Below are 23648 nucleotides of genomic sequence, written 5' to 3' on the forward strand. Positions count from 1 at the left end.
GCCATATAAAGCTAGTAATTAAGAGGTTATTCTGGAAACCTAAAAGGTTAATTTTCAGATAAAACTCCATTCTTTTGTATCAGACAGATCGTATTAGAAACCATACCTTTGCAATCCTTAATTTTTTCGAATGCGTTTACATAGAAATCTGGTTTTTGCGGTTATTGATGCACTACATCTTATTTTCAATGAAAAAGAATATGCGGATAAAGTCATTGAAAAAGTACTTCGGTACGATAAACGCTGGGGAGCTCGTGATAGAGGTTTTATCGCGGAAACCACCTATGATATTGTGCGTTGGAAACGCTTGTATGCCGAAATAGCCGAGGTTAACGAACCGTATTCACGACAACATTTGTTTCGCATGTTTGCCGTTTGGTGTGTACTTAGAGGTATCCGATTACCAGATTGGAAGCAATTGGAGGAAACTCCGGAGCGCCGTATCAAAGGAAAGTTTGATGAACTATCAAAAATCAGAAAATTCAGGGAATCTATTCCCGATTGGCTCGACCAACTAGGAGAAAAATCTTTGGGAGATAAACTTTGGACCAAGGAAATTGCTGCATTGAATAAGCAAGCCGAAGTAATTCTGAGGGTCAATACTTTAAAAATCCAAAAAAATCAACTTCAAGCTTTACTTGCCAAGAACGAAATTGAGACTATTGAAGTTGAAGACCATCCTGATGCTTTAAAGTTGAAGGAACGTAAAAATGTTTTCACAACTGAGGCTTTTAAAAATGGTTTTTTTGAGGTACAAGATGCTTCATCACAATTGGTAGCGCCATTTTTGGAAGTAAAACCAGGCCAACGCGTTGTAGATGCCTGCGCCGGTGCAGGGGGAAAAACCTTGCATTTAGCATCCCAAATGAACAATAAAGGACAGCTCATAGCTTTGGACATCTATGAAAGTAAACTAAAGAAGTTAAAGAAGCGAACAAGAAGAAACGGAGTCCATAATGTCGAAACTCGTGTAATCGATTCAACTAAAGTGATCAAAAAATTGCACAATAGTGCTGACCGACTTTTGCTGGATGCCCCATGCTCTGGTTTAGGAGTTATACGAAGAAACCCAGATTCTAAATGGAAATTAGAACCTGAATTTGTGGACCGAATTATGGGCGTACAACAAGATATTCTTCAAAACTATAGCAGAATGGTTAAAAAAGGTGGTCAAATGGTTTATGCCACTTGTTCTATACTGCCCCAAGAAAATTCCGATCAAGTTCACTCCTTTTTAGCATCCGAAAATGGAAAAGACTTTGAGTTTGTTCAGGATCAAAACATTTACGCTTCTAAAAGCGGCTATGACGGGTTTTACATGGCACTTTTAAAAAGAAATAAATAGCCATCTACTTCTTTAAGGTCGGATATTCCACACCTAACTGCTCCAAATACGAATCGTATTTGGTTTCATCATAGTAAAATTTTTCAAGTGCTGTTCTAAACTGGTCTTGTTTGTCTTTGTTCAGATAAATAGGTGGCATGTCGTCTTCAGAAATCATGGGCTCAAACTTGGTTTCCTTCGTCTGCTCATTATTGAAATAATCCCAAGCTTGTTTCAGCAATTCAGGTCTGAGTAAAAAGTCAATAAGCGTCATCGCCTCCGCTTTGGCACCAGCCACCACTCCTTTATGAGCAATTGGTGTAGCCATAGCAATGGCATTACTCCAATGGTGGCCTTGAAGACCTGGAATATTTGATGGAAACCGCATGGTGACAGTGGGAACTTTCCAAGAAATATCACCAATATCGTCAGATCCCCCGCTTATGGGATCCACCACAGGTAAACCAATGGTATCCAACTTAACCGCCAATCCTTCTGTTTTTTTAGAGTTTACTTCGGTTTGCACTGCTTTAGCCAGTGTTTGGTCTGCTTCCGACCATTTGGGAAGTCCTACTTTTTTGATGTTCGCATACATGGTTTCAGCAATTACTTTATTAAAATGTCTTGGCCATGCAGCCCCTAAAACTTTGGATTTCATGGTTGTACCAGTCATCAGCGCTGCTCCTTTCGCCATATCATTGGCAGTAGCATACATTTCCATAATGCCATCGTACTTAATATCCCTGAAGTAAAACCAAATAGAGGCCTTTGAAGGCACCACATTGGGTTGGTCACCTGCATCCGTAAAGATAGAATGGGAACGACGTAAGGGGTGTAAATGTTCTCTCTTATAGTTCCAACCAATATTCATAAGCTCAGCAGCATCCAGAGCACTTCTACCCCGCCACGGAGAACCAGCAGAATGGGCAGCTTCACCTTCAAACGAATATTCAACGGAAATAAGCCCAGTGCCACGCGCAGGTCCGTAGCTTACGCTCAAATTATTACTCACATGTGTGAAAATGCACATATCAATTTTATCAAAAAGACCATCTCGGACATACCAGGCCTTTGCCGCAACCAACTCCTCAGCAATCCCTGGCCAAACAACAAGTGTACCTCCAATTTGTTCACGCTCCATAATTTTTTTCACTGCAAGGACTGCAGAAATGTTCAGAGGAATGCCTGAATTATGTCCTTCACCATGACCAGGTGCGCCATCTACCATTGGTTTATGATAAGCAACTCCAGGATACTGCGATGCTTTTGGTATACAATCTACATCACTCCCAATGGCAATTACAGGACCTTCACCATTGTTCCAAGTCGCGAACCAAGCTGTAGGAATTCCTGAAATCGAATGTTCAATAGTAAATCCATTGTCATTAAGAATACCGGTTAGATATTTAGAACTTTCCACTTCCTGGAAACCTAATTCAGCAAAACTGAATATCTTATCCACCATGACCTGGGCTTGTTTTTTATCCGCTTCCACAAGGGCTGCAACCTCAGCCTTCAATTTGGCGATTTTAGATTTGGAATATTTCTTCTGGGCGTTGACCAATGGTATACACATTGAAAAAAGTAATGCAACAAGTAAACCAGTTCGAATGGAATAATTTCTTTTCATTGGGTTGGATTTTGAATTAGCTAACAATCCTTCTAAAATACTAAATATTGGAAAGGAATCTACAAGGTTCGATTGCTTAATCTGATATAAAAACGAATAGTCATTCTTTCAAAAGATACAAGTGCCTCCAGAAAGGTATTATTTGATTTTCATAAATTTATTGCATGCAAAAGAAAAAGACTCTAGAAAATTTTTATTCAGAATCCGGAAATCAAGTCCCCGAAAGTTTGAAATCGGGAATAGGGCATTTCAATGTATTCAAGTTGGATGAATTTGCTGGCCCTAAGGCAAAACCAATGCCGTTTAATCGGAGGGACTATTTTAAAATTAGTTTAGTTACCGGGAAAAGTAAAGTTCATTATGCGGACAAAATTGTAAATGTGGACAAACATGTCTTAGTATTTTCCAATCCCCAAATACCCTATAATTGGGAGCAAATCGAAGAGCAATTGACTGGTTATTTCTGTGTGTTTACTGAAGCCTTCTTTCACCAATTTGGAAATTTGCAAAGTTACCCGGTTTTTCAACCAGGAGGACGTCCTGTTTTTCGGTTGACTGATGACCAAGTTGATTCCTTTGCGCCAGTTTACAAACGCATGTTCCTTGAAATTGGTTCTGATTATGCCTACAAATATGATATTCTTAGAAATTTGGTTTTTGAATTGATTCATGCTGCGATGAAATTGCAACCGGCCAACCTAGCTTCCAATCTACATTCTAATGCCAGCGAACGAATCTCCTCTTTATTTTCGGAACTATTGGAAAGGCAATTTCCCATAGAAAGTCCAAATCAGCAAATGCAATTACGGTCACCAGCAGATTTTGCACAACAATTGGGTGTTCATATCAACCATTTAAACCGGGCTTTGAAAGATTCCCTGCAAAAAAGTACTTCCACACTCATTGCTGAAAGAATTGTTCAAGAATCAAAAATTCTTGTCCGACATACCCAATGGAACATTTCTGAAATTGGACATTCTCTTGGCTTTGAAGAAACTGCCCATTTTTCAAATTTCTTCAAGAAACACACCTCTCTGTCTCCTCTTACATTCAGAAAAGCAGTAATTGTTTGATTTTTGCAACTAATTCATTGATACTAACAAGTTAATCAGTGTACTAGCAGTGAATTTTGCAGTGTTCATAAATTAAAATCGAAAACACATGAATACTACAAAAATTGCATTAATAACTGGCGGCAGTCGTGGATTGGGTAAAGACATGGCGCTTAGTATTGTAAAAAAGGGATTGAATGTTGTCATCTCCTACAATTCCAACGAGACGGCAGCCTTGGATACCGTAAACCAAATTACAATGTTAGGAGGTAAATGTATCGCACTACACCTAGATACTACGAAAGTAGCCACTTTCAATACTTTTAAAAAGCAACTAACACAAGAGCTCAATGACCAATGGAATACCAACAAAATTGATTACTTGATTAACAATGCCGGTTTCGGGCACAATGCCTCAATTGCGGAAACAACTGAAGATGGTTTTGATGATTTGTTGAATGTACATTTAAAAGGTGTATTTTTTTTAACGCAAACCTTATTGGACACCCTTAACGATGGTGGTGGAATCATAAATATTTCCAGTGGATTAGCACGTTTTTCTTTCCCGGGATATGCTGCCTATGCAGTCATGAAAGGAGCAATAGAAGTTTTTACGCGCTATTTGGCAAAGGAATTGGGTGAACGAAAAATAAAGGCCAATACAATTGCCCCTGGGGCCATAAACACCGATTTCAACAAAGAACGTTTTGAACAGGCCCCGCAAATAGTAGATATGATTGCCTCCCTTACTGCGTTAGGTCGTGTTGGAGAAAGCGATGATATTGGAAGTGTAGTTGCCTTTCTGTGTACTAATGATGCGAGATGGGTAAATGGACAACGAATCGAAGCCTCGGGCGGAATGTTTGTTTAGGATTAAAATAATTTATCTTGAGAAAGTCCCTTTTGGGGCTTTTTTTGTCAATAATTAAACCCAAAACCTCATTTATGAGAGCATAACAAAGGAGGGTCGGTGGATTGATAAACTATCAACACTTTGAAGTTAACAACTCTCATTTTCTATAGACCAAAATTCAAGCTAAACTCGTAAATTTGCATTTTCTTAATCTGTTCAACAATTAAGCTGATATGATTCATTTCTTTGGGGACGTCGCAACAAAAGTGTTTGCTGTCCAAACTGCACAAGAAATTGCTCCAGAAGACATAAAAAAATTGACATGGTTGTTCGGCAACCAACCTAAGATAAACTCGGCGTCTCTTGACGCCTTTTTTATTGGTCCACGCGCCGCCATGGTTACTCCCTGGAGCACCAATGCCACCGAAATTACACAGAATATGGGTGTTGTCGGAATCCTTCGAATAGAAGAATTCCACTCGGTGAATGAGGATTATCAAGACCACGACCCCATGCTTTATCAAAAGTATCCGGGGTTGAACCAAGACATTTTCACTGTCGATATTGTACCTGAACCTATTTTAGAAATAAAAGACATTGCTGCCTATAATCAGCAAGAGGGGCTGGCTCTTAATGCGGATGAGGTTGAATACTTAGAAAGTTTGTCAGAAAAATTAGGAAGAAAACTTACTGATTCTGAGGTTTTTGGTTTCAGTCAAGTAAATTCTGAACATTGCAGGCATAAAATCTTCAATGGCACTTTTGTGATTGATGGGGAAGAGAAGTCCAGTTCGCTGTTTAAATTGATTAAAAAGACGTCGGAAAAAAATCCAAACGATATTGTTTCTGCTTATAAGGACAATGTAGCTTTTATCAAAGGACCCAAAGCAGTACAGTTTGCCCCAAAAAGTGCTGACGTACCTGATTTTTACGAAGAAAAAGATTTTGACTCCGTGCTTTCATTAAAAGCGGAAACACATAATTTCCCAACTACGGTTGAACCTTTTAACGGCGCCGCTACAGGTTCTGGTGGAGAAATCCGTGATAGGTTGGCTGGGGGAAAAGGTTCTTTGCCCCTCGCAGGAACAGCTGTTTATATGACTTCCTATTCTCGCCTAGAGGAAAACCGTCCTTGGGAAAATGGAATGCAGGAACGAGAATGGCTGTATCAAACCCCAATGGATATTTTAATCAAAGCTTCCAATGGAGCTTCTGATTTCGGAAACAAATTTGGACAACCTCTAATTTCTGGCTCAGTACTTACTTTTGAACATCAGGAAGAGGCCCGCCGATTAGGTTTTGATAAGGTAATCATGCTCGCTGGTGGAATAGGCTATGGAAAAGCTGACCAAGCTCTAAAAGATACTCCGAAAAAAGGAGATAAAATTGTCATCTTAGGTGGCGACAACTATAGAATCGGTATGGGAGGTGCTGCAGTTTCTAGCGCGGACACTGGGGAGTTTAGCTCTGCTATTGAGTTGAATGCCGTTCAACGTTCCAATCCAGAAATGCAAAAACGGGCATCCAACGCCATTCGTGGCCTTTTGGAAAGTCATGATAATCCCATCGTTTCTATACATGATCATGGTGCAGGAGGTCATCTAAACTGTTTATCCGAATTGGTGGAAGAAACCGGTGGTGTTATCAACACAGATAAACTTCCTGTTGGAGATCCAACTCTTTCAGCAAAAGAGCTTATTGGTAACGAATCCCAAGAACGTATGGGGTTGGTTATTAGTGAAAAAGACCTGGAACTTCTAGACCGGGTTGCGGCAAGGGAGAGATCTCCAATGTACGACGTGGGTTCTGTAACGGGTGACCATCGATTTACATTCGCTTCTGAAAAAACAGGCGATAAGCCAATGGATTTGGAACTATCCGATATGTTCGGGAGTTCGCCAAAAACGATAATGGAGGATAGCACCGTGACCAGAAATTATGATACGGCGTCCTATTCTTTAGAACACTTTCATGACTACTTGGAACACGTCTTACAATTGGAAGCTGTAGCCTGCAAAGATTGGCTTACCAACAAGGTAGACCGTTGTGTCGGAGGTCATGTAGCCAAACAACAATGTGCAGGTCCACTGCAATTGCCTTTGAACAATTGTGGAGTAATGGCTTTGGATTTTAAAGGAAAAGAGGGTGTCGCCACCAGTATTGGGCACTCTCCTATTTCAGGATTAATAGACCCCTCTGCTGGAAGCAAAAATAGTATTGCTGAAGCACTTACCAACCTTGTATGGGCACCACTTAAGGATGGACTGCACTCCGTTTCCTTATCCGCTAACTGGATGTGGCCTTGCAAAAATGAGGGAGAAGATGCGAGATTATACGAAGCTGTTGAAGCGGTTTCCAACTTCTCCATTGATTTGGGAATCAATGTGCCTACTGGTAAGGACTCGCTTTCCATGAAACAAAAGTACAAGGATGGAGATGTAATCTCTCCTGGAACGGTTATCATATCTGCTGCAGCAAACTGTAATGACATCACCAAGATTGTTGAGCCAGTATTTCAAAAAAATGGAGGCGCAATTTATTACATCAATATTTCAAAGGACGATTTTAAACTAGGCGGTTCCTCGTTTGGTCAGATTTTGAACACAATAGGCCAAGAAGCGCCAACCGTTTCAGATGCCTCATACCTGAAACTGGTTTTTAATAGTATACAAGAACTCATTAGGGATGATATGATTCTTGCTGGACATGATGTGGCCTCTGGCGGACTGATAACAACTTTATTGGAAATGTGCTTTGCGGATAATAACCTAGGGGCCAGTCTCGATTTAAGCTCGTTAAATGAAGCCGATACAATCAAATTGCTATTTTCAGAAAATGCAGGAATCGTTTTCCAATCGCAAGATGACTCCATTGAAAAAGTTTTAACTAAGGCTGGAGTTGATTTCAAAAAAATCGGATCTGTTACTCCTGAAGGAAATCTCAACATCAAAAACCATGGAATTGAAATTGGATTGAATGTAGCATCACTTCGTGATACTTGGTTTAAGACTTCCTATTTGTTGGATCAAAAGCAAACGGCAAACAATCTGGCGCAAGACCGTTATGACAACTATAAAAACCAAGCCTTAAACTATAAATTCCCTTCAGATTTTGACGGTACGTTAACTCCTAGGTCTGAATCGACCGTTGCGCGTCCAAAAGCTGCCATCTTAAGAGAAAAAGGCAGCAACTCAGAACGAGAAATGGCGAACGCTATGTATCTGGCCGGGTTTGACGTTAAGGATGTCCATATGACAGACTTAATTTCCGGAAGGGAAACTTTGGAGGACATTCAGTTTTTAGGTGCCGTGGGCGGTTTCTCCAATTCGGATGTTCTAGGAAGTGCAAAAGGTTGGGCAGGTGCCATTAAATACAATGAACGTGCAAACAAGGTCATTAATGATTTCTTTGCAAGGCCCGATACGCTTTCTGTTGGAATTTGCAATGGATGCCAATTATTCATGGAATTGGATTTGATAAATCCAGACCATGAAACTCATGGTAGAATGACCTATAATGATTCTGGAAAACACGAAAGTAATTTCACATCTGTTAAAATAGAGGAAAACAATTCAGTAATGCTTTCCTCCTTGGCCGGGTCAACATTGGGCGTTTGGATTTCACATGGTGAAGGGAAATTTAGCCTTCCGCATGCCGAGAAAGAATATGATATCGTTGCCAAATACGGTTATGATGCATATCCGGCAAATCCGAATGGAAGTGATTACAATACAGCGATGCTTTGTGACAAAACAGGGCGTCATTTGGTGACCATGCCCCATATTGAGCGTTCCACATTCCCTTGGAACTGGGCACACTATCCAGCGGATAGAAATGATGCCGTTTCACCATGGTTAGAAGCTTTTGTTAATGCAAGAAAGTGGGTAGAAAAGAATTCGTAATTTACAGATTCTAATCAACCGTAAACAATCATGGAAAATCAACAAGGAGTAAACAGAAGAAGCTTCATTAAAAAGTCTTCTTTATTAACGATGGGAGCACTGGGAACAACCGGCCTAATGGCAGCGCCACATCTAAAACCATTGCCAAGTTTTACCCAGGATAGCGATTTAAACATCTTTGGACCTAAGGAGGGCTATACTCCACAGCTAGGAACTTTGGTTTCCATGATGAATTGGATGCGATTTGTAATCTTAAGACCAGTGCAGGATATGAGCGTATCCGACTTGGATTATTTGGTAGATGATAATGCCAATAGTATTGGTGCCATGTTAATGCATTTGGCTGCTACCGAACGCTTTTATCAAATTCATACATTTGAAGGCAAAACCTGGGGTGATTGGTCAAAAGAAGATTCAGATAAATGGTCTGTAGCATCAGGTTTAGGTGAAAAAGCAAGAAAAGAAATTAAAGGAAAACCTTTGGATTATTATTTAGAAGAAATGACCAAGGTTAGAGAATTCACCTTATCAGAATTTGCCAAGCGTGATGATGATTGGCTCATGGCCGTCGACAACGAATTTCCCTGGGGCCCTACCAACAATTACTGTAAATGGTTTCATGTTTGTGAGCACGAGTCCAACCATAACGGACAATTTAAATTTATAAAGTCTAGAATCACTTCGTAATCTTGCAGATTCGAAAAGCTAAAAAAGAAGATGTTTCCCTAATTGTGCAAATGATTGCCAATGATAAATTGGGCAAGCTTCGCGAGGATTATAAAGTACCGCTACCAGAAAAATACATTATAGCTTTTGAAAATATAGATGCTGACCCAAACCAAGAATTGGTGGTAATTGAAGACGAATCTGGAAGGGTCATTGGAACATTACAACTAAGCTTTATTCAATATCTAACCTACCAAGGAGGCATTAGAGCTCAAATCGAAGCCGTTCGTGTGCATGAAGCGTATCGCGGAAAAGGAATTGGCAAAATTTTATTTCAATGGGCCATCGAGCAATCTAAGTTGAAAGGTGCCCATGTAGTACAGTTGACCACAGATAAAAAAAGACCTGAAGCATTGGCGTTTTATCAATCGCTTGGTTTTATTGCTTCACATGAAGGAATGAAGTTACATCTTAATCCAAATTCTTGATTAATGTGTTTTGATACCATTTTGCGGAATATTTCAAAGCATGTTGCATTGACCCCAGAAGAAAAGCAGGTCTTCACCTCTTCATTGATTGAAAAAAAGTTGGAAAAAGGTCAGGTGCTCTTGCATCAAGATAGTTTTTGCGATGCCATTTACTTTGTAAATGAAGGAATTCTTCGAGCATATTTTTTAAACCCTGAAGGCAAGGAAACCACCATCATGTTTGCAATCAAGGACTGGTGGGTTACGGACATGTATGCTTTTACCAATGTTGATAAAAGTGCACTGACTATCGAAGCTCTTGAACCAACCACAGTACTGACTTTGACCAAAAACCATTTTGACCGTTTTCTGACGGAGATACCCAAATTTGAACGCTTTTTTAGAATTCTTCTTCAAAATGCATACATCAGGGAGCAGCAAAGAGGGCTTGAAAACCTCTCCTTGACCGCTCGTGACAAATACCTGCTATTTATTAAAAAGTACCCTGCTATAGCCGAAAGAGTCAATCAAAAGCAAATCGCATCCTATCTTGGAATCACTCCCGAGTTCTTAAGTATGATCAAAAACGAAAAGTAAAATTCCTTCCGCTTAAACTACTTATTTTTTCTGATTTTGTTTTTGTTTTTCTTTATACAAAACAAGTAACTATGATGATCTTGATTGCAGGACCCTATCGAAGTGGAACCAACAATGACCCAAAACTAATGCAAGAAAACCTGGAACGTTTGGAATCCATGGCACTTCCACTCTTTAGAATGGGGCATATGCCCATAATCGGCGAATGGTTGGCACTACCTTTATTAAAACTTGCAGGAGCCAAAGAGCCTGGAGATAAGGTTTGGGAGGAAATACAATACCCTGCCGCCCATAGGATGCTATTGAAATGCGATGCGGTACTAAGAATAGAGGGAGAATCCAAAGGCGCCGATGAAGATGTTCGAGTTGCGCGAGAAAATGGGTTGAAAATTTATTTTAATTTGGAAGACGTCCCCAAGGCAAATTAGCCTCAGGAACACCTTCCGCCAACCTACTCTAATTGATCAATAAATGGATTTGAAAATTTATCATCTGTGATAAAAGTCTCATCCGTCAACGTATTCATAAAATCAACCAAGGCTTGTTTATCCGCTTCTGAAAGATTCAACCTCCTAACAGTGCCGCCCTGTACTTGAAGTCTATTATCGAGGTCATCACTATTTTGCACACCACTATTATAGTGTTCAACAACATCCATAAGAGTTTCAAACCTACCGTCATGCATATAGGGTGCAGTAAGTGCAATATTCCTTAAAGACGGTACCTTGAATTCACCATTTTGGTTGTTGTTCCCGGTAATACCGCCCACACCTAAATCTGTTAGAGTTGCATCCAAACCATTATTTCTTGCCCTATCCCCTACTTGCACATTGGTATCATGGCATTGAGCACAATTGGTTTGATTGCTCATAAACAATTGTTTTCCCCTGTTTTCTGAGGCTGTAAAATTGGGGAAGTTGTTGTTTGGGTTATTTACTTGGGCCAATCCTTCGTCAAATCTGGACTGATATGAAACCATAGATCTTACAAATTGGGCCAACGCCAATGAAATGCGATTGCTGGTGATTTCACTATCACCAAAGGCCAATCTAAAAAGAACCTCATAATATGCTTCACTACCAACCTTTGTTTCCAGTTCATCCAGGGTCAGGCCCATCTCAACAGCGTCTTGAATGGGTTGCAAGACTTGTTCTTCCAAACTCGCTGCGCGCTCATCCCAAAAAAAACGCCCATTTTCATAAAATCGGGCATTGCTAAGTCCCATTGAGTTCCTGCCCGTAAGACCTCCTTCGAAACCAATACTTAGTCGATTGGGGTCGGAAAATCCATTTTGCTGCACATGGCATGAAGCACAAGAGACCGTGTTATTGGCAGACAAGCGAACATCATAAAATAAAACCCTGCCAAGGGTTGCCCCAGCTTCTGTTACAGGGTTATTGTTTGGGGTGTTATCCTCATCACTCAGTTCATTGTCCAGGAAAAAATTGGGGAGCTGAACATCATAATTGTAGTACGTTGAGGGTATATCAAGAGTCAAATTAAGAATATCAAGATCTTCCCCGGAAATTGTCCCTACGTTGTCTCCCTGGTCATCCGTGTCATCCGGGTCATTGTCTAAATCATCATTTTGGGAAGCATCCGGTAAATCGATCATTTCTTCTGAATAATCATTTGAACAGGAAATCTGAATTACCACAAAAGCTAAAATTGTAATATTGAAAACACTTTTCATAGTGGGGGGTTTTAAGTTGATACAAAAAGTAGTTTTCTACATAGGCACGGCCAGGATAGTTTTAGATTTAGATGCGTGTTTGATTAAAAACTTGTGCTCTTAAAATGTTTTTTTGTCAATTTGCATTAGACTTTGTTGAATTTTCCATTTTAAAATCCCGCTTCCTTTCCCTATTTTGCAATTACTTTACAGAAACTTACTATGCAAAAAGTTACCCGCTTATTCGATTTTCCATATTATCAGTTAGAAAAATTCCCGCTTGAGAAAGCGCTGGTCACCAAGTACGATGGACAATGGGTCGGTACTTCCACAAAGGACTATATTGACCAGGCTAATGCCATTAGCCGAGCACTATTAAAATTGGGTGTGGAGCCTAATGATAAAGTGGCCGTTATATCCATGTCCAATCGGACTGAATGGAATATTATGGACATTGGAATATTACAGATTGGAGCCCAAAATGTTCCCATTTATCCCACGATTTCATCAGCAGATTATGAATATGTACTTAATCATTCAGAAGCCAAATATTGTTTTGTTTCGTGCACAGAGGTGTTAGAGAAAGTACTCGAGGTTACTCCAAAACTGAAGAAATTAAAGGATGTATATTCCTTTGATTCATTGGGAAATTGTAAAAATTGGAAGGAAGTCTTGGAACTTGGAGCCGATGAATCCACCCAAGACGAGGTTGAAAAATTAAAAGCAGCGGTAACCCCTGAAGATTTGGCGACCTTAATTTATACTTCGGGTACCACCGGAAGACCCAAAGGTGTTATGCTTTCCCATGATAATTTAGTAAGTAATGCAATAGAGAGTTCAAAACGATTCCCCATTGTGGATGGCGAAACAAAGTCTTTAAGCTTTTTACCCCTTTGCCATGTTTACGAGCGCATGCTTATCTATCTATATCAATACCGAGGAGTAACAATATATTATGCAGAGTCTTTGGAAACCATAAGTGATAATCTTAAAGAAACAGCTCCTCATGTTATGACAGCTGTTCCCAGATTATTGGAAAAAGTATACGACAAAATCATTGCTAAAGGCACAGAACTAACCGGAATAAAACAAAAGCTTTTCTTTTGGGCCGTTGAAATAGGATTGAAATATGAACCCTATGGAAAGAATGGCTGGTGGTACGAAAAGAAATTGGCCTTGGCCAGAAAACTGATTTTCAGCAAGTGGAAAGAAGGTTTAGGAGGCAATCTAAAACTAATTGCATCTGGTAGCGCCGCATTACAACCTCGATTGGCTCGCATTTTTAACGCTGCCGAAATGGGCGTGATGGAAGGTTATGGTCTAACCGAAACTTCCCCGGTAGTTTCAGTCAACGATATGCGAGATAGTGGTTTTAAAATTGGCACAGTTGGAAAACCCATTGAAAGAACCGAAGTTAAAATCGCGGAAGATGGCGAAATCTGTATCAAAGGCCCTCAAGTAATGATGGGGTATTACAAAGACCCTGAAAAAACTTCAGAAGTACTAAAGGATGGATATTTCCATACCGGTGATATCGGTGAAATAGATTCCGAAGGATTCTTGAAAATTACCGATCGTAAAAAGGAAATGTTCAAGACTTCAGGAGGAAAATATGTGGCTCCCCAACTTTTGGAAAACCGATTTAAACAATCGCGCTTCGTAGAACAGATTATGGTTGTGGGCGAAGGTGAAAAAATGCCTGCCGCTTTGATTCAACCCAACTTTGAATTTCTATACGAATGGGCAAACAGACATGATATCACTTTAGGAGAAAACTCTGATATCATTCTAAATGAAAGGGTAATTGCCCGTATCCAGGAAGAAATTGATTTAGCCAATGAAGATTTTGCCAAATGGGAAAAAGTAAAACAATTTAGACTTACACCAGATGTTTGGAGCATAGACGATGGGCATATGACACCGACCATGAAACTCCGAAGAAAAATCATTCGGGAAAAATACATTGACCTTTATAATAGCATATATGGTCGCTAATGGAAGTCAACACTTAACAACTTAACTTAAGAGGGTGCGAAAACTTATTTGCACCCTCTTTTTTATAATACTACAATTGTCTATATTTATTATGCATGCATAATAAATTTTTGTATATTTGGTCACCAATCCAGATTTATGAAAGAGTTGACCATCGATTATGCATTAAGGGCCACATGGCAAGCCGTAAGTAAAATGTATAACGAAGAAGCCAAGCATTATGGGCTTACCATGGCCATTGGTTTCACACTCTTGAGTATTGATCCCAAAAAAGGAACGCCCAGTACCGCTTTAGGTCCTAAAATGGGAATGGAGGCGACAAGTCTATCTCGAATTCTAAAAAGTATCGAAGAAAGAGGTTACATCCAAAGAAAACCTAATCCAAAAGATGGAAGGGGTGTACTTATTCATTTGACTGCGTTAGGATTGGAAAAAAGAAAAGATTCAAAAGATGTGGTACTAAGGTTCAACGATGTGGTTAAGGAGAATGTAACGGAAGATGACCTGCTAAGTTTTTTTAGAACCGCTGAAATCATCAATAAGCTGATTATTGAAAAGAAAATTTATACAAAAACAACTAATTAATTCTAGTTCATAAATGAAAAGGCATATCAATAAAGTTGCCGTAATAGGTTCTGGTATCATGGGTAGTGGCATAGCATGTCATTTTGCCAATATTGGTGTCGAGGTTTTGCTATTGGACATAGTTCCAAGGGAGCTCAATGACAAGGAAAAAGCAAAAGGATTGACTTTGGAAAACAAGGTAGTTCGAAACCGTTTGGTCAATGACTCCTTGGTAGCGGCCCTTAAATCCAAGCCCTCTCCTATCTATCACAAGAAATTTGCAGATAGAATAGTAACAGGTAATCTTGAAGATGACATTTCAAAAGTTGGCGATGTAGATTGGATTATTGAGGTCGTGGTAGAACGTCTTGATATCAAGAAGCAGGTTTTCGAAAATTTGGAAAAACACAGGAAACCAGGCACGCTAATCACTTCAAATACTTCTGGAATACCTATCAATTTCATGAGTGAAGGAAGAAGTGACGACTTTCAAAAACATTTCTGTGGCACACACTTTTTTAATCCTGCCAGATATCTAAAACTTTTCGAAATCATTCCTGGACCAAAAACTTCCAATGAAGTTTTGGACTTTTTAAATGGATATGGCGAACAGTTCTTGGGAAAAACCTCAGTTGTTGCAAAAGATACACCTGCATTCATCGGAAATCGAATTGGTATTTTCAGTATTCAAAGTCTTTTTCACGCAGTGAAGGATTTGGGTATGACGGTTGAAGAGGTGGATAAACTTACCGGCCCTGTTATTGGCAGACCAAAATCTGCAACATTCCGTACAGTGGATGTAGTCGGATTGGATACTTTGGTTCATGTAGCCAACGGAATCCATGAAAATTGTAAGGACGATGAACGATTGGAGCTATTCCAATTACCAGATTTCATCAAAACCATGGTAGACAATAAATGGTTGGGCAGTAAATCAGGACAGGGTTTTTACAAAAAAGTTAAGGACGAAAGTGGGAAAAGTGAAATCCTAACCTTGGATTTGGACACTATGGACTATCGCTCAAAAAAGAGCGCCAAGTTTGCCACTTTGGAATTGACCAAGACGATTGATAAAGTAGTTGACCGCTTTTCAGTATTAACCGGCGGTAAGGATAAGGCTGGTGAGTTTTATAGAAAAAGCTTCGGAGCTCTTTTCGCATATGTCTCACATCGAATTCCTGAAATTTCAGATGAGCTCTATAAAATAGACGATGCCATGAAAGCTGGTTTCGGGTGGGAACATGGGCCCTTCCAAATATGGGATGCGGTTGGATTGGAAAAAGGTCTAGAGTTCATCAAAGCGGAAAGCTTGGAAGCTGCCTCATGGGTGACAGAAATGAAAGAAGCCGGAATCGATACATTCTATTCTGTTAAAGATGGTGCCACCTATTTCTATGACATTCCAAAGAAAGCCATGGAAAAAGTTCCAGGTCAGGATGCATTTATCATTTTAGACAACATAAGAAAATCGAATGAGGTCTTTAAAAATAGTGGTGTTGTTATTGAGGATTTGGGCGATGGAATCTTAAATGTTGAGTTCCAATCCAAGATGAATACCATTGGAGGAGATGTGTTAGCTGGTTTGAACAAGGCTGTTGACATCGCCGAAAAAGATTTCCAAGGATTGGTCGTTGGTAATCAAGCCGCAAACTTCTCAGTAGGGGCCAATATTGGAATGATCTTTATGATGGCCGTTGAGCAAGAATATGATGAATTGAATATGGCCATCAAGTATTTCCAGGATACCATGATGCGCATGCGCTACTCATCCATTCCAACCATCTCTGCTCCGCATGGGATGTGTTTAGGCGGTGGTTGTGAACTTTCCCTGCACGCTGATAAAATTGTGGCAGCTGCTGAAACTTATATCGGTTTAGTCGAATTTGGAGTCGGAGTTATTCCAGGTGGCGGAGGGTCTAAGGAAATGGCCTTGAGAGCATCAGATACCTTTAGGAAAAACGATGTGGAGCTGAACGTACTACAAGAATATTTCTTAACCATTGGAATGGCGAAAGTGTCAACATCGGCATATGAAGCATATGATTTGGGAATTCTTCAAAAAGGAAAAGATGTAGTGGTTGTCAATAAAGACCGACAAATAGCTACGGCCAAGGCATATGCAAAATTGATGGCCGAAGCAGGATACACCATGCCTCCTAAGCGATCCGATGTAAAAGTGCTTGGAAAACAAGCTTTGGGCATGTTTCTAGTGGGAACAGATTCAATGGAAGCTGGACATTACATTTCCGAACATGACAAGAAAATTGCTGATAAGCTTGCCTACGTTATGGCAGGTGGGGATTTATCCGAAGCCAGTTATGTAAGTGAACAATATCTATTGGATTTGGAACGCGAAGCATTTCTTTCATTATGTACCGAAAGAAAAACTTTAGAACGTATCCAGCACATGTTGAAAACAGGAAAACCTTTAAGAAATTAAGATGAAAACAGCATACATCGTAAAAGCATATAGAACAGCAGTTGGCAAAGCACCTCGAGGCCTATTTCGATTCAAAAGACCCGACGAATTGGCTGCGGAGACCATTGAACATATGATGAAAGAACTCCCCGGTCTTGATAAGAAAAGAATCGATGACGTCATCGTAGGAAATGCAATGCCAGAAGCAGAGCAGGGATTGAACATGGCGCGATTAATTTCCTTAATGGGATTAAATATCGATGATGTCCCAGGAGTCACCGTTAACCGATATTGTGCGTCAGGATTGGAAACTATAGGTATTGCAACGGCAAAAATTCAATCTGGAATGGCTGATTGTATTATCGCCGGTGGTTCTGAGAGCATGAGCTACATCCCTATGGGAGGTTATAAACCCACTCCGGACTATGCAACCGCCAAAGAAGGCAACGAAGATTACTACTGGGGTATGGGTCTTACCGCAGAAGCCGTGGCAAAACAGTTTAATGTATCAAGAGAAGATCAAGACGTATTTGCCTATAGCTCCCACATGAAGGCTTTAAAAGCGCAGGAGGAAAATCGATTCCAAGACCAAATTGTACCCATTGATGTAGAGCACACCTTTGTGAACGAAGCTGGGAAAAAGGAAACCAAGAATTATACAGTAAATAAAGACGAAGGACCTAGAAAAGGAACCAATATTCCTACCTTAAACAAACTCCGCCCCGTTTTTGCAGCAGGTGGAAGTGTAACTGCAGGAAATTCATCCCAAATGAGTGATGGTGCAGCCTTTGTAATGGTTATGAGCGAAGAGATGGTCAAAGAATTGAACCTTGAACCCATAGCACGCCTAGTTAATTACGCTGCTGCTGGAGTAGAACCCCGTATTATGGGAATTGGACCAGTAAAAGCCATTCCAAAAGCATTAAAACAAGCTGGTTTAAAGCAAAATGATGTAGAACTGATAGAATTGAATGAAGCTTTTGCTTCACAATCTTTAGCGGTAATGCGAGAACTGGATTTGAACCCAGATATTATCAACGTAAACGGTGGTGCAATAGCACTAGGACACCCTCTTGGATGTACAGGTGCCAAGTTATCTGTGCAACTTTTTGATGAGATGCGTAAAAGAGAAATGAAGGGTAAATATGGTATGGTAACCATGTGTGTTGGAACCGGCCAAGGAGCCGCAGGTATTTATGAATTTTTGAATTAAGAGAAAGAAACAAATAATAAAGCTATGAGTACTGAGACCCTAAATAAAGAAATCCTACGAGGTGGGCAGTTCTTGGTGAAAGAGACCAAATGTGAAGACGTATTTACTCTGGAAGACCTTTCAGAGGAACAAAAAATGATGCGGGAGAGCACCAAGGAATTTGTTGACAGAGAACTTTGGGCCCATTGGGAACGATTTGAGAAAAAAGATTACGCATACACCGAAGAAACCATGCGAAAAGCTGGTGAACTTGGACTTTTGAGTGTTGCCGTTCCCGAAGCTTATGGAGGTATGGGAATGGGGTTTGTCTCGACCATGTTGGTATGCGATTACATTTCTGGAGCTACCGGTTCTTTCAGTACCGCTTTTGGTGCGCATACAGGTATTGGTACCATGCCGATTACCCTCTATGGAACCGAAGAGCAAAAACAAAAATATGTTCCCAAATTAGCCTCAGGTGAGTGGTTTGGTGCATACTGCTTGACAGAACCCGGTGCTGGTTCCGATGCAAACTCAGGAAAAACCAAAGCTGTCCTATCAAAAGATGGGAAACATTATAGCATCACTGGTCAAAAAATGTGGATTTCCAATGCAGGTTTCTGTAATCTTTTTATCGTTTTCGCACGAATCGAAGATGATAAGAACATAACTGGCTTTATCGTCGAAAATGACCCTGACAATGGGATTACTTTAGGTGATGAGGAAAAGAAATTAGGGATTCACTCCTCCTCTACCCGACAGGTCTTTTTCAATGAAACCAAAGTGCCCGTTGAAAATATGCTATCAGAAAGAGGCAATGGATTCAAAATCGCAATGAACGCCCTTAATGTAGGTCGAATCAAACTGGCGGCGGCTTGTTTAGAAGCGCAAAGACGTGTGCTTTCTGAGGCCACCAAATATGCAAACGAGCGTATTCAGTTTAAGACACCTATCATCAACTTTGGTGCTATCAAGGCGAAAATAGCAGATATGGCAACCAACGCATATGCGGATGAGTCTGCCTGTTACAGAGCTGCAAAAAATATTGAGGATAGGATTGCAATTCGGGAAGCCGATGGCAACTCACATCAAGAGGCAGAACTCAAAGGTGTAGAGGAATATGCAATAGAATGCTCTATTCTTAAAGTCGCAGTTTCTGAACATGTGCAGCATACCACCGATGAGGGAATCCAAATATTTGGAGGAATGGGCTTCAGTGCCGATACTCCAATGGAATCAGCATGGAGAGATGCTCGTATTTCAAGGATTTATGAAGGAACCAATGAAATCAATAGAATGTTGGCCGTTGGCATGCTTGTCAAAAAAGCAATGAAAGGTCATGTTGACCTTTTAGGCCCTGCCACCGCCGTCGGTGAAGAATTGATGGGTATTCCTTCATTCGATACTCCCGATTTTTCTGAGCTCTTCTCTGAAGAAAAGGACCTGGTTTCGAGATTGAAAAAAGTCTTTTTAATGATTGCCGGTAGTGCCGTGCAAAAATTTGGCCCAAGCTTGGAAGAACATCAGATGTTGTTGATGTCTGCTTCAGATATTTTGATACAGGTTTATTTGGCAGAATCTACTATATTGCGCACCGAGAAAAATGCTAAAAGATATGGCGAAGATTCTCAATCCGCTCAAATTGCGATGTCTAAATTATATTTGTACAGAGCGGTTGATATTATCAATCAAAAAGGAAAAGAAGCCATCGTAAGCTTCGCTGAAGGCGATGAACAACGCATGATGCTTATGGGACTAAAACGTTTTACGAAATATACAAATCAACCCAACGTCGTAGCACTTCGTACACAAATTGCGGATACAGTAGCCGCGGATAATGGGTATACCTTTGACTAATTCAAATAATGCTTAAACAAAGCTGATTTTGGAAACCGCTCTGTAAAAGAGCGGTTTTTTTATGCTTTTTTTTAACTTAAGTAATGGAAGGTTCATCTGGAAATCTGAGTAAAAAACAAAGTAACTTTGTATTATGAAGGAATCCGTTTTACAAGAACTCTACAATTCAGAAAATTTTCAAGATAAAAGTGAGCAGTTGCTTGCGTTAGTTACCAAACATCTCGAGGATTCTCTATCCGGAAATAAACAAAAAACCCTAACATGGAACCAACCTGAAAAGGAATTGGCTTTTTGGAAAGATTTTTTGAAAAATGGTAATGAAGAGGACTTCTTTTCTGAGATTTTAAAAAGGACAACCCATACCCACAACCCAAAATATGTGGGCCATCAGGTTGGAGTTACTGCGCCAATCACATTGTTGACTGGTATGCTAAGCAACTTGTTGAACAATGGAATGGCGGTCTACGAAATGGGGATGTCTCCTAATGCTATTGAGCGAATTGTTACGGAAAAACTATGTTCCACTGTCGGATATGGTTCAGATTCCGGAGGCTTTTTAACTTCTGGAGGGACCTTGGCCAATCTGACCGCCTTGCTATCAGCTCGAAAAGCAAAGGTTAAGCAGGATGTCTGGAATGAAGGATATACCAATCCGCTTGGAATAATGGTCTGTGAAGAAGCACATTATTGCGTGGATAGAGCGGCCAAAATCATGGGGTTGGGTGAAAAGGGCATCATTAAAGTTCCTACCACTGCCGACTTCGCAATGGATATCGAAAAACTGGAAGAGTACTATCAAAAAAGTACAGCTAAAGGCATACAAGTTTTTGCCATTGTTGGTAGCGCACCGTCAACTGCCACTGGAGCTTATGACAATTTGGAGGCAATACAAAAATTCGCAGAACGCTATAACCTTTGGTTTCATGTGGATGGTGCCCATGGCGGAGCGGCTATTTTTTCAAAAAAATATACGTATTTACTCAAAGGGGCCGAAAAATCAGATTCCATGGTAATTGATGGGCATAAGATGCTAATGATGCCTACAATCACAACAGCTTTGTTGTTTAAAAACAAAACACATTCCAATCACACCTTTAGTCAAAAAGCCGACTATTTGCTGAATGAAACTGAAGAGGATGAATGGTACAACAGTGGGCGTAGAACTTTTGAATGCACTAAAAATATGATGTGCATGCACTGGTTTATCCTCCTTAAACTATATGGCGAAAAGGCCTTTGATGTCTATGTCACTCGTCAATATGATTTAGCTAAGGAATTCGCCAGCACCCTTAAAAAGAATGATGATTTTGAACTTGCTGTGGAACCCATGTCCAATATTTTGTGCTTCAGGTACGTAATGCCAGGTCTATCCTTGACCGAATCAAATGTTTTAAATCAGACCATCCGACAACAGCTATTGGAAGATGGGGAATTCTATTTGGTTCAGACCAAATTGAATGGCATTCATTATCTAAGAACCACGTTGATGAACCCTTTCACAACAATTGAACACTTAAAAAGTCTCCTGGAAAAAGTCAACGTTGCTGCTGAAAGACTCCTGTCAAATCAAATCAACTAATTGATTCGAGAATTTTTTCCTCGCTTTTCTTTCGGGAGAAATTAATCGCACACTCAATTAATGCCAAATGTGAATACGCCTGAGGGAAGTTACCCAATAAACGCTTGCTCTTAAAGTCAATGTCTTCACTGAACAGCCCCAAATGGTTACTATACCCCAACAAACGCTCAAAATAAGCTAAAGCTTTATCCTCTTCACCAATTTTGAACAGGCTATTAATGAACCAGAAAGTACATATGGTGAAAGAGGACGAAGGAAGCCCAAAATCATCTTCATTTTTGTATCTGTATAGTAATCCATCATTGTTCAAATCCTCTTCAATCGCCCTAACCGTGCTTACAAACTTGGGGTCTTTGGCATGAATAAACCCGTAAGACTCCATAAGTAAAACAGAAGCATCTAAATGAGTTGACCCATAGGATTGCACAAAAGCATTCACATCAGGATTCCAAGCGTGCTCATGGATATCGTGTTTTATCTCTTGTTCAAGGGTGGTCCATTGTTCAAGTTTACGTTCTTTTCCGAAGATTTTTGCCACTTTAATCGCTCTGTCTATAGCAACCCAGCACAACACCTTGGAAAAGGTAAAATGCCTATCCTCACCTCGGAATTCCCATATTCCTTTATCCGGTTCTCTCCAATGCTTGTTCACAATCCAAACAATTCCCTTGGTGATACTCCAAAGATCTTCTCCATTCTCAATATCATTTTCAAAACGCACCAGTTGTTCGTAGATAACATCCATCAAAATACCATAAATATCATTTTGTTTTTGTTTGTAGGCCGCATTTCCTATTCTGACAGGTTTTGAACCTCTATATCCATCTAAATGTTCCAAGGTCTTTTCCGTAAGCGTTTTTTCACGGTTAATACCATACATTATCTGCAGTTTCTCATCTTTATCCGGCATCAAATCAATAATGAACTGCAAATATCTTCTGGCGGAATTTTTATGTCCCAATTCAGACATTACCTTTATTACCATGGAGGCATCCCTAATCCAGCAAAACCTGTAGTCCCAATTGCGGACCTCACCAATGGTTTCAGGTAAAGATGTGGTTGCAGCGGCCAACACTGCACCCGTTTTATCATAAGTGAGCAACTTAAGCGTAATAGCGCTACGCATTATCTCAGCATTAAACTGCTTATAAGTAGGTGTTCTATCCACCCAATCAAGCCAATAGATTTTCGTACGCTCGAGCTCCAGGGATATTTTTTCCGTAGTCGGTCTAAAGATTTTTTCATTGTAACAAACTGAAAAATACCCGTCCTCTTTTATAGTTATTTCCTCCCCTTCCAAAACCTGTCTTTTATTAAAAGAGGTATACATGAACAGAGTGTCAAACTTTTGTTTGTTCGTTAAACTAACAACAAAATTCTTTTTGATATGATGAGTGGTCTGCCCCTGGGCATACTCAAGTTTAGGATCATACCGAACGCTAAATTTAGGGGCCCCCGAAATATGCTTCACATACCTGACAATCTCTGGTGGAGCATTATATTTCCCGGTGAGCTTATGATACCTTGGCATAAAATCATGAACTTCAAAAGTATTTTCGCCATCTGAATATCTTGTCACCAGAATGGCGGTATTTCTATAATACTGCTGATGTATCTCGTAGTTGTATTTTGTAAGGATTTCAAAACTGCCCCCATTTTTATCATCCAAAATCTTGGCAAAGACGGAGGTTGAATCGAATTGTGGCAAACAGCACCATTCCAAGGAACCAGTATCTGAAATTAATGCAGCACTTCGGCAGTTTCCAATTATTCCGTAATTTAGGTTATCCATAGTAAGGATTTGAATTTCTGTTGGTTATTGTAGGTTTTTACCTTCTTATAAATCGAAAAAATAGGAATTTTATTACATTTTTGTCCT

Annotated in this window: 17 protein-coding genes; 14 read left to right on the plus strand and 3 right to left on the minus strand. The window is 40.0% G+C overall.

The window, feature by feature from the left end; genetic code table 11:
• Window positions 1-130: 130 nt before the first annotated feature.
• The gene (locus ACOKFG_RS13725; protein WP_298790512.1) at window positions 131-1345 is read left to right on the plus strand and encodes a methyltransferase domain-containing protein; all 1215 of its coding nucleotides are present in this window, start codon (window positions 131-133) and stop codon (window positions 1343-1345) included.
• A 4-nt stretch (window positions 1346-1349) separates the two neighbouring features.
• Here ACOKFG_RS13725 and ACOKFG_RS13730 read toward each other — a convergent pair whose 3' ends face one another.
• On the minus strand, window positions 1350-2954 hold the full coding sequence (locus ACOKFG_RS13730; protein ID WP_299485810.1) for an amidohydrolase: 1605 nt from the start codon (window positions 2952-2954) through the stop codon (window positions 1350-1352).
• A gap of 164 nt (window positions 2955-3118) precedes the next feature.
• On the opposite strand from ACOKFG_RS13730, the gene ACOKFG_RS13735 reads away from it, so the two are divergent.
• The 7 genes from ACOKFG_RS13735 (at window position 3119) to ACOKFG_RS13765 (ending at window position 10919) form a co-directional block, all read left to right on the plus strand.
• Window positions 3119-4027, plus strand: a complete 909-nt coding sequence (locus tag ACOKFG_RS13735; protein ID WP_299485812.1) for an AraC family transcriptional regulator — start codon at window positions 3119-3121, stop codon at window positions 4025-4027.
• Between the two features lie 88 nt (window positions 4028-4115).
• Window positions 4116-4877 (plus strand): SDR family oxidoreductase, encoded by a 762-nt coding sequence (locus tag ACOKFG_RS13740; RefSeq protein ID WP_299485814.1) that lies wholly within the window; start codon window positions 4116-4118, stop codon window positions 4875-4877.
• A gap of 215 nt (window positions 4878-5092) precedes the next feature.
• Window positions 5093-8761 carry a phosphoribosylformylglycinamidine synthase gene (purL, locus tag ACOKFG_RS13745; protein ID WP_422861465.1) on the plus strand — a complete coding sequence of 1223 codons (3669 nt, stop codon included), beginning with the start codon at window positions 5093-5095 and terminating at the stop codon, window positions 8759-8761.
• A gap of 30 nt (window positions 8762-8791) precedes the next feature.
• Window positions 8792-9448, plus strand: a complete 657-nt coding sequence (locus ACOKFG_RS13750; RefSeq protein ID WP_299174104.1) for a DUF664 domain-containing protein — start codon at window positions 8792-8794, stop codon at window positions 9446-9448.
• 2 nt (window positions 9449-9450) lie between these two features.
• Window positions 9451-9915 (plus strand): GNAT family N-acetyltransferase, encoded by a 465-nt coding sequence (locus ACOKFG_RS13755; RefSeq protein ID WP_299174105.1) that lies wholly within the window; start codon window positions 9451-9453, stop codon window positions 9913-9915.
• Window positions 9916-9918: 3 nt separating this feature from the next.
• Window positions 9919-10491, plus strand: a complete 573-nt coding sequence (locus ACOKFG_RS13760; protein ID WP_299174106.1) for a Crp/Fnr family transcriptional regulator — start codon at window positions 9919-9921, stop codon at window positions 10489-10491.
• A 71-nt stretch (window positions 10492-10562) separates the two neighbouring features.
• On the plus strand, window positions 10563-10919 hold the full coding sequence (locus ACOKFG_RS13765) for a DUF4406 domain-containing protein (RefSeq protein WP_422861466.1): 357 nt from the start codon (window positions 10563-10565) through the stop codon (window positions 10917-10919).
• Between the two features lie 23 nt (window positions 10920-10942).
• Here ACOKFG_RS13765 and ACOKFG_RS13770 read toward each other — a convergent pair whose 3' ends face one another.
• Entirely contained in the window at window positions 10943-12184 is a 1242-nt protein-coding gene (locus ACOKFG_RS13770; protein ID WP_422861467.1) for a cytochrome-c peroxidase, read from the minus strand.
• Window positions 12185-12385: 201 nt separating this feature from the next.
• On the opposite strand from ACOKFG_RS13770, the gene ACOKFG_RS13775 reads away from it, so the two are divergent.
• The 6 genes from ACOKFG_RS13775 to ACOKFG_RS13800 all read left to right on the plus strand — a co-directional run bounded on the left by ACOKFG_RS13775 (window position 12386) and on the right by ACOKFG_RS13800 (window position 21769).
• The gene (locus ACOKFG_RS13775; RefSeq protein ID WP_299174111.1) at window positions 12386-14158 is read left to right on the plus strand and encodes an AMP-dependent synthetase/ligase; all 1773 of its coding nucleotides are present in this window, start codon (window positions 12386-12388) and stop codon (window positions 14156-14158) included.
• A gap of 138 nt (window positions 14159-14296) precedes the next feature.
• A complete protein-coding gene (locus ACOKFG_RS13780) occupies window positions 14297-14743 on the plus strand; it encodes a MarR family winged helix-turn-helix transcriptional regulator (protein WP_298790534.1) in 447 nt (148 codons plus the stop codon).
• A 13-nt stretch (window positions 14744-14756) separates the two neighbouring features.
• Window positions 14757-17162, plus strand: coding sequence for a 3-hydroxyacyl-CoA dehydrogenase/enoyl-CoA hydratase family protein (locus tag ACOKFG_RS13785; RefSeq protein ID WP_422861468.1), 2406 nt, complete (start codon window positions 14757-14759; stop codon window positions 17160-17162).
• A 1-nt stretch (window position 17163) separates the two neighbouring features.
• Window positions 17164-18354, plus strand: coding sequence for an acetyl-CoA C-acyltransferase (locus ACOKFG_RS13790; RefSeq protein ID WP_298790538.1), 1191 nt, complete (start codon window positions 17164-17166; stop codon window positions 18352-18354).
• Window positions 18355-18378: 24 nt separating this feature from the next.
• The gene (locus tag ACOKFG_RS13795; protein ID WP_299485825.1) at window positions 18379-20190 is read left to right on the plus strand and encodes an acyl-CoA dehydrogenase family protein; all 1812 of its coding nucleotides are present in this window, start codon (window positions 18379-18381) and stop codon (window positions 20188-20190) included.
• A gap of 133 nt (window positions 20191-20323) precedes the next feature.
• Entirely contained in the window at window positions 20324-21769 is a 1446-nt protein-coding gene (locus ACOKFG_RS13800; RefSeq protein ID WP_422861469.1) for a pyridoxal phosphate-dependent decarboxylase family protein, read from the plus strand.
• Here the strand turns inward: ACOKFG_RS13800 and ACOKFG_RS13805 are convergent.
• Window positions 21762-23561, minus strand: a complete 1800-nt coding sequence (locus tag ACOKFG_RS13805) for a glycoside hydrolase family 15 protein (protein ID WP_299485829.1) — start codon at window positions 23559-23561, stop codon at window positions 21762-21764. The two genes, ACOKFG_RS13800 and ACOKFG_RS13805, sit on opposite strands and share 8 nt — an antisense overlap.
• Between the last annotated feature and the right edge of the window lie 87 nt (window positions 23562-23648).

The sequence above is a fragment of the Flagellimonas rhodophyticola genome, from assembly GCF_049332665.1.
Taxonomy (GTDB): domain Bacteria; phylum Bacteroidota; class Bacteroidia; order Flavobacteriales; family Flavobacteriaceae; genus Flagellimonas.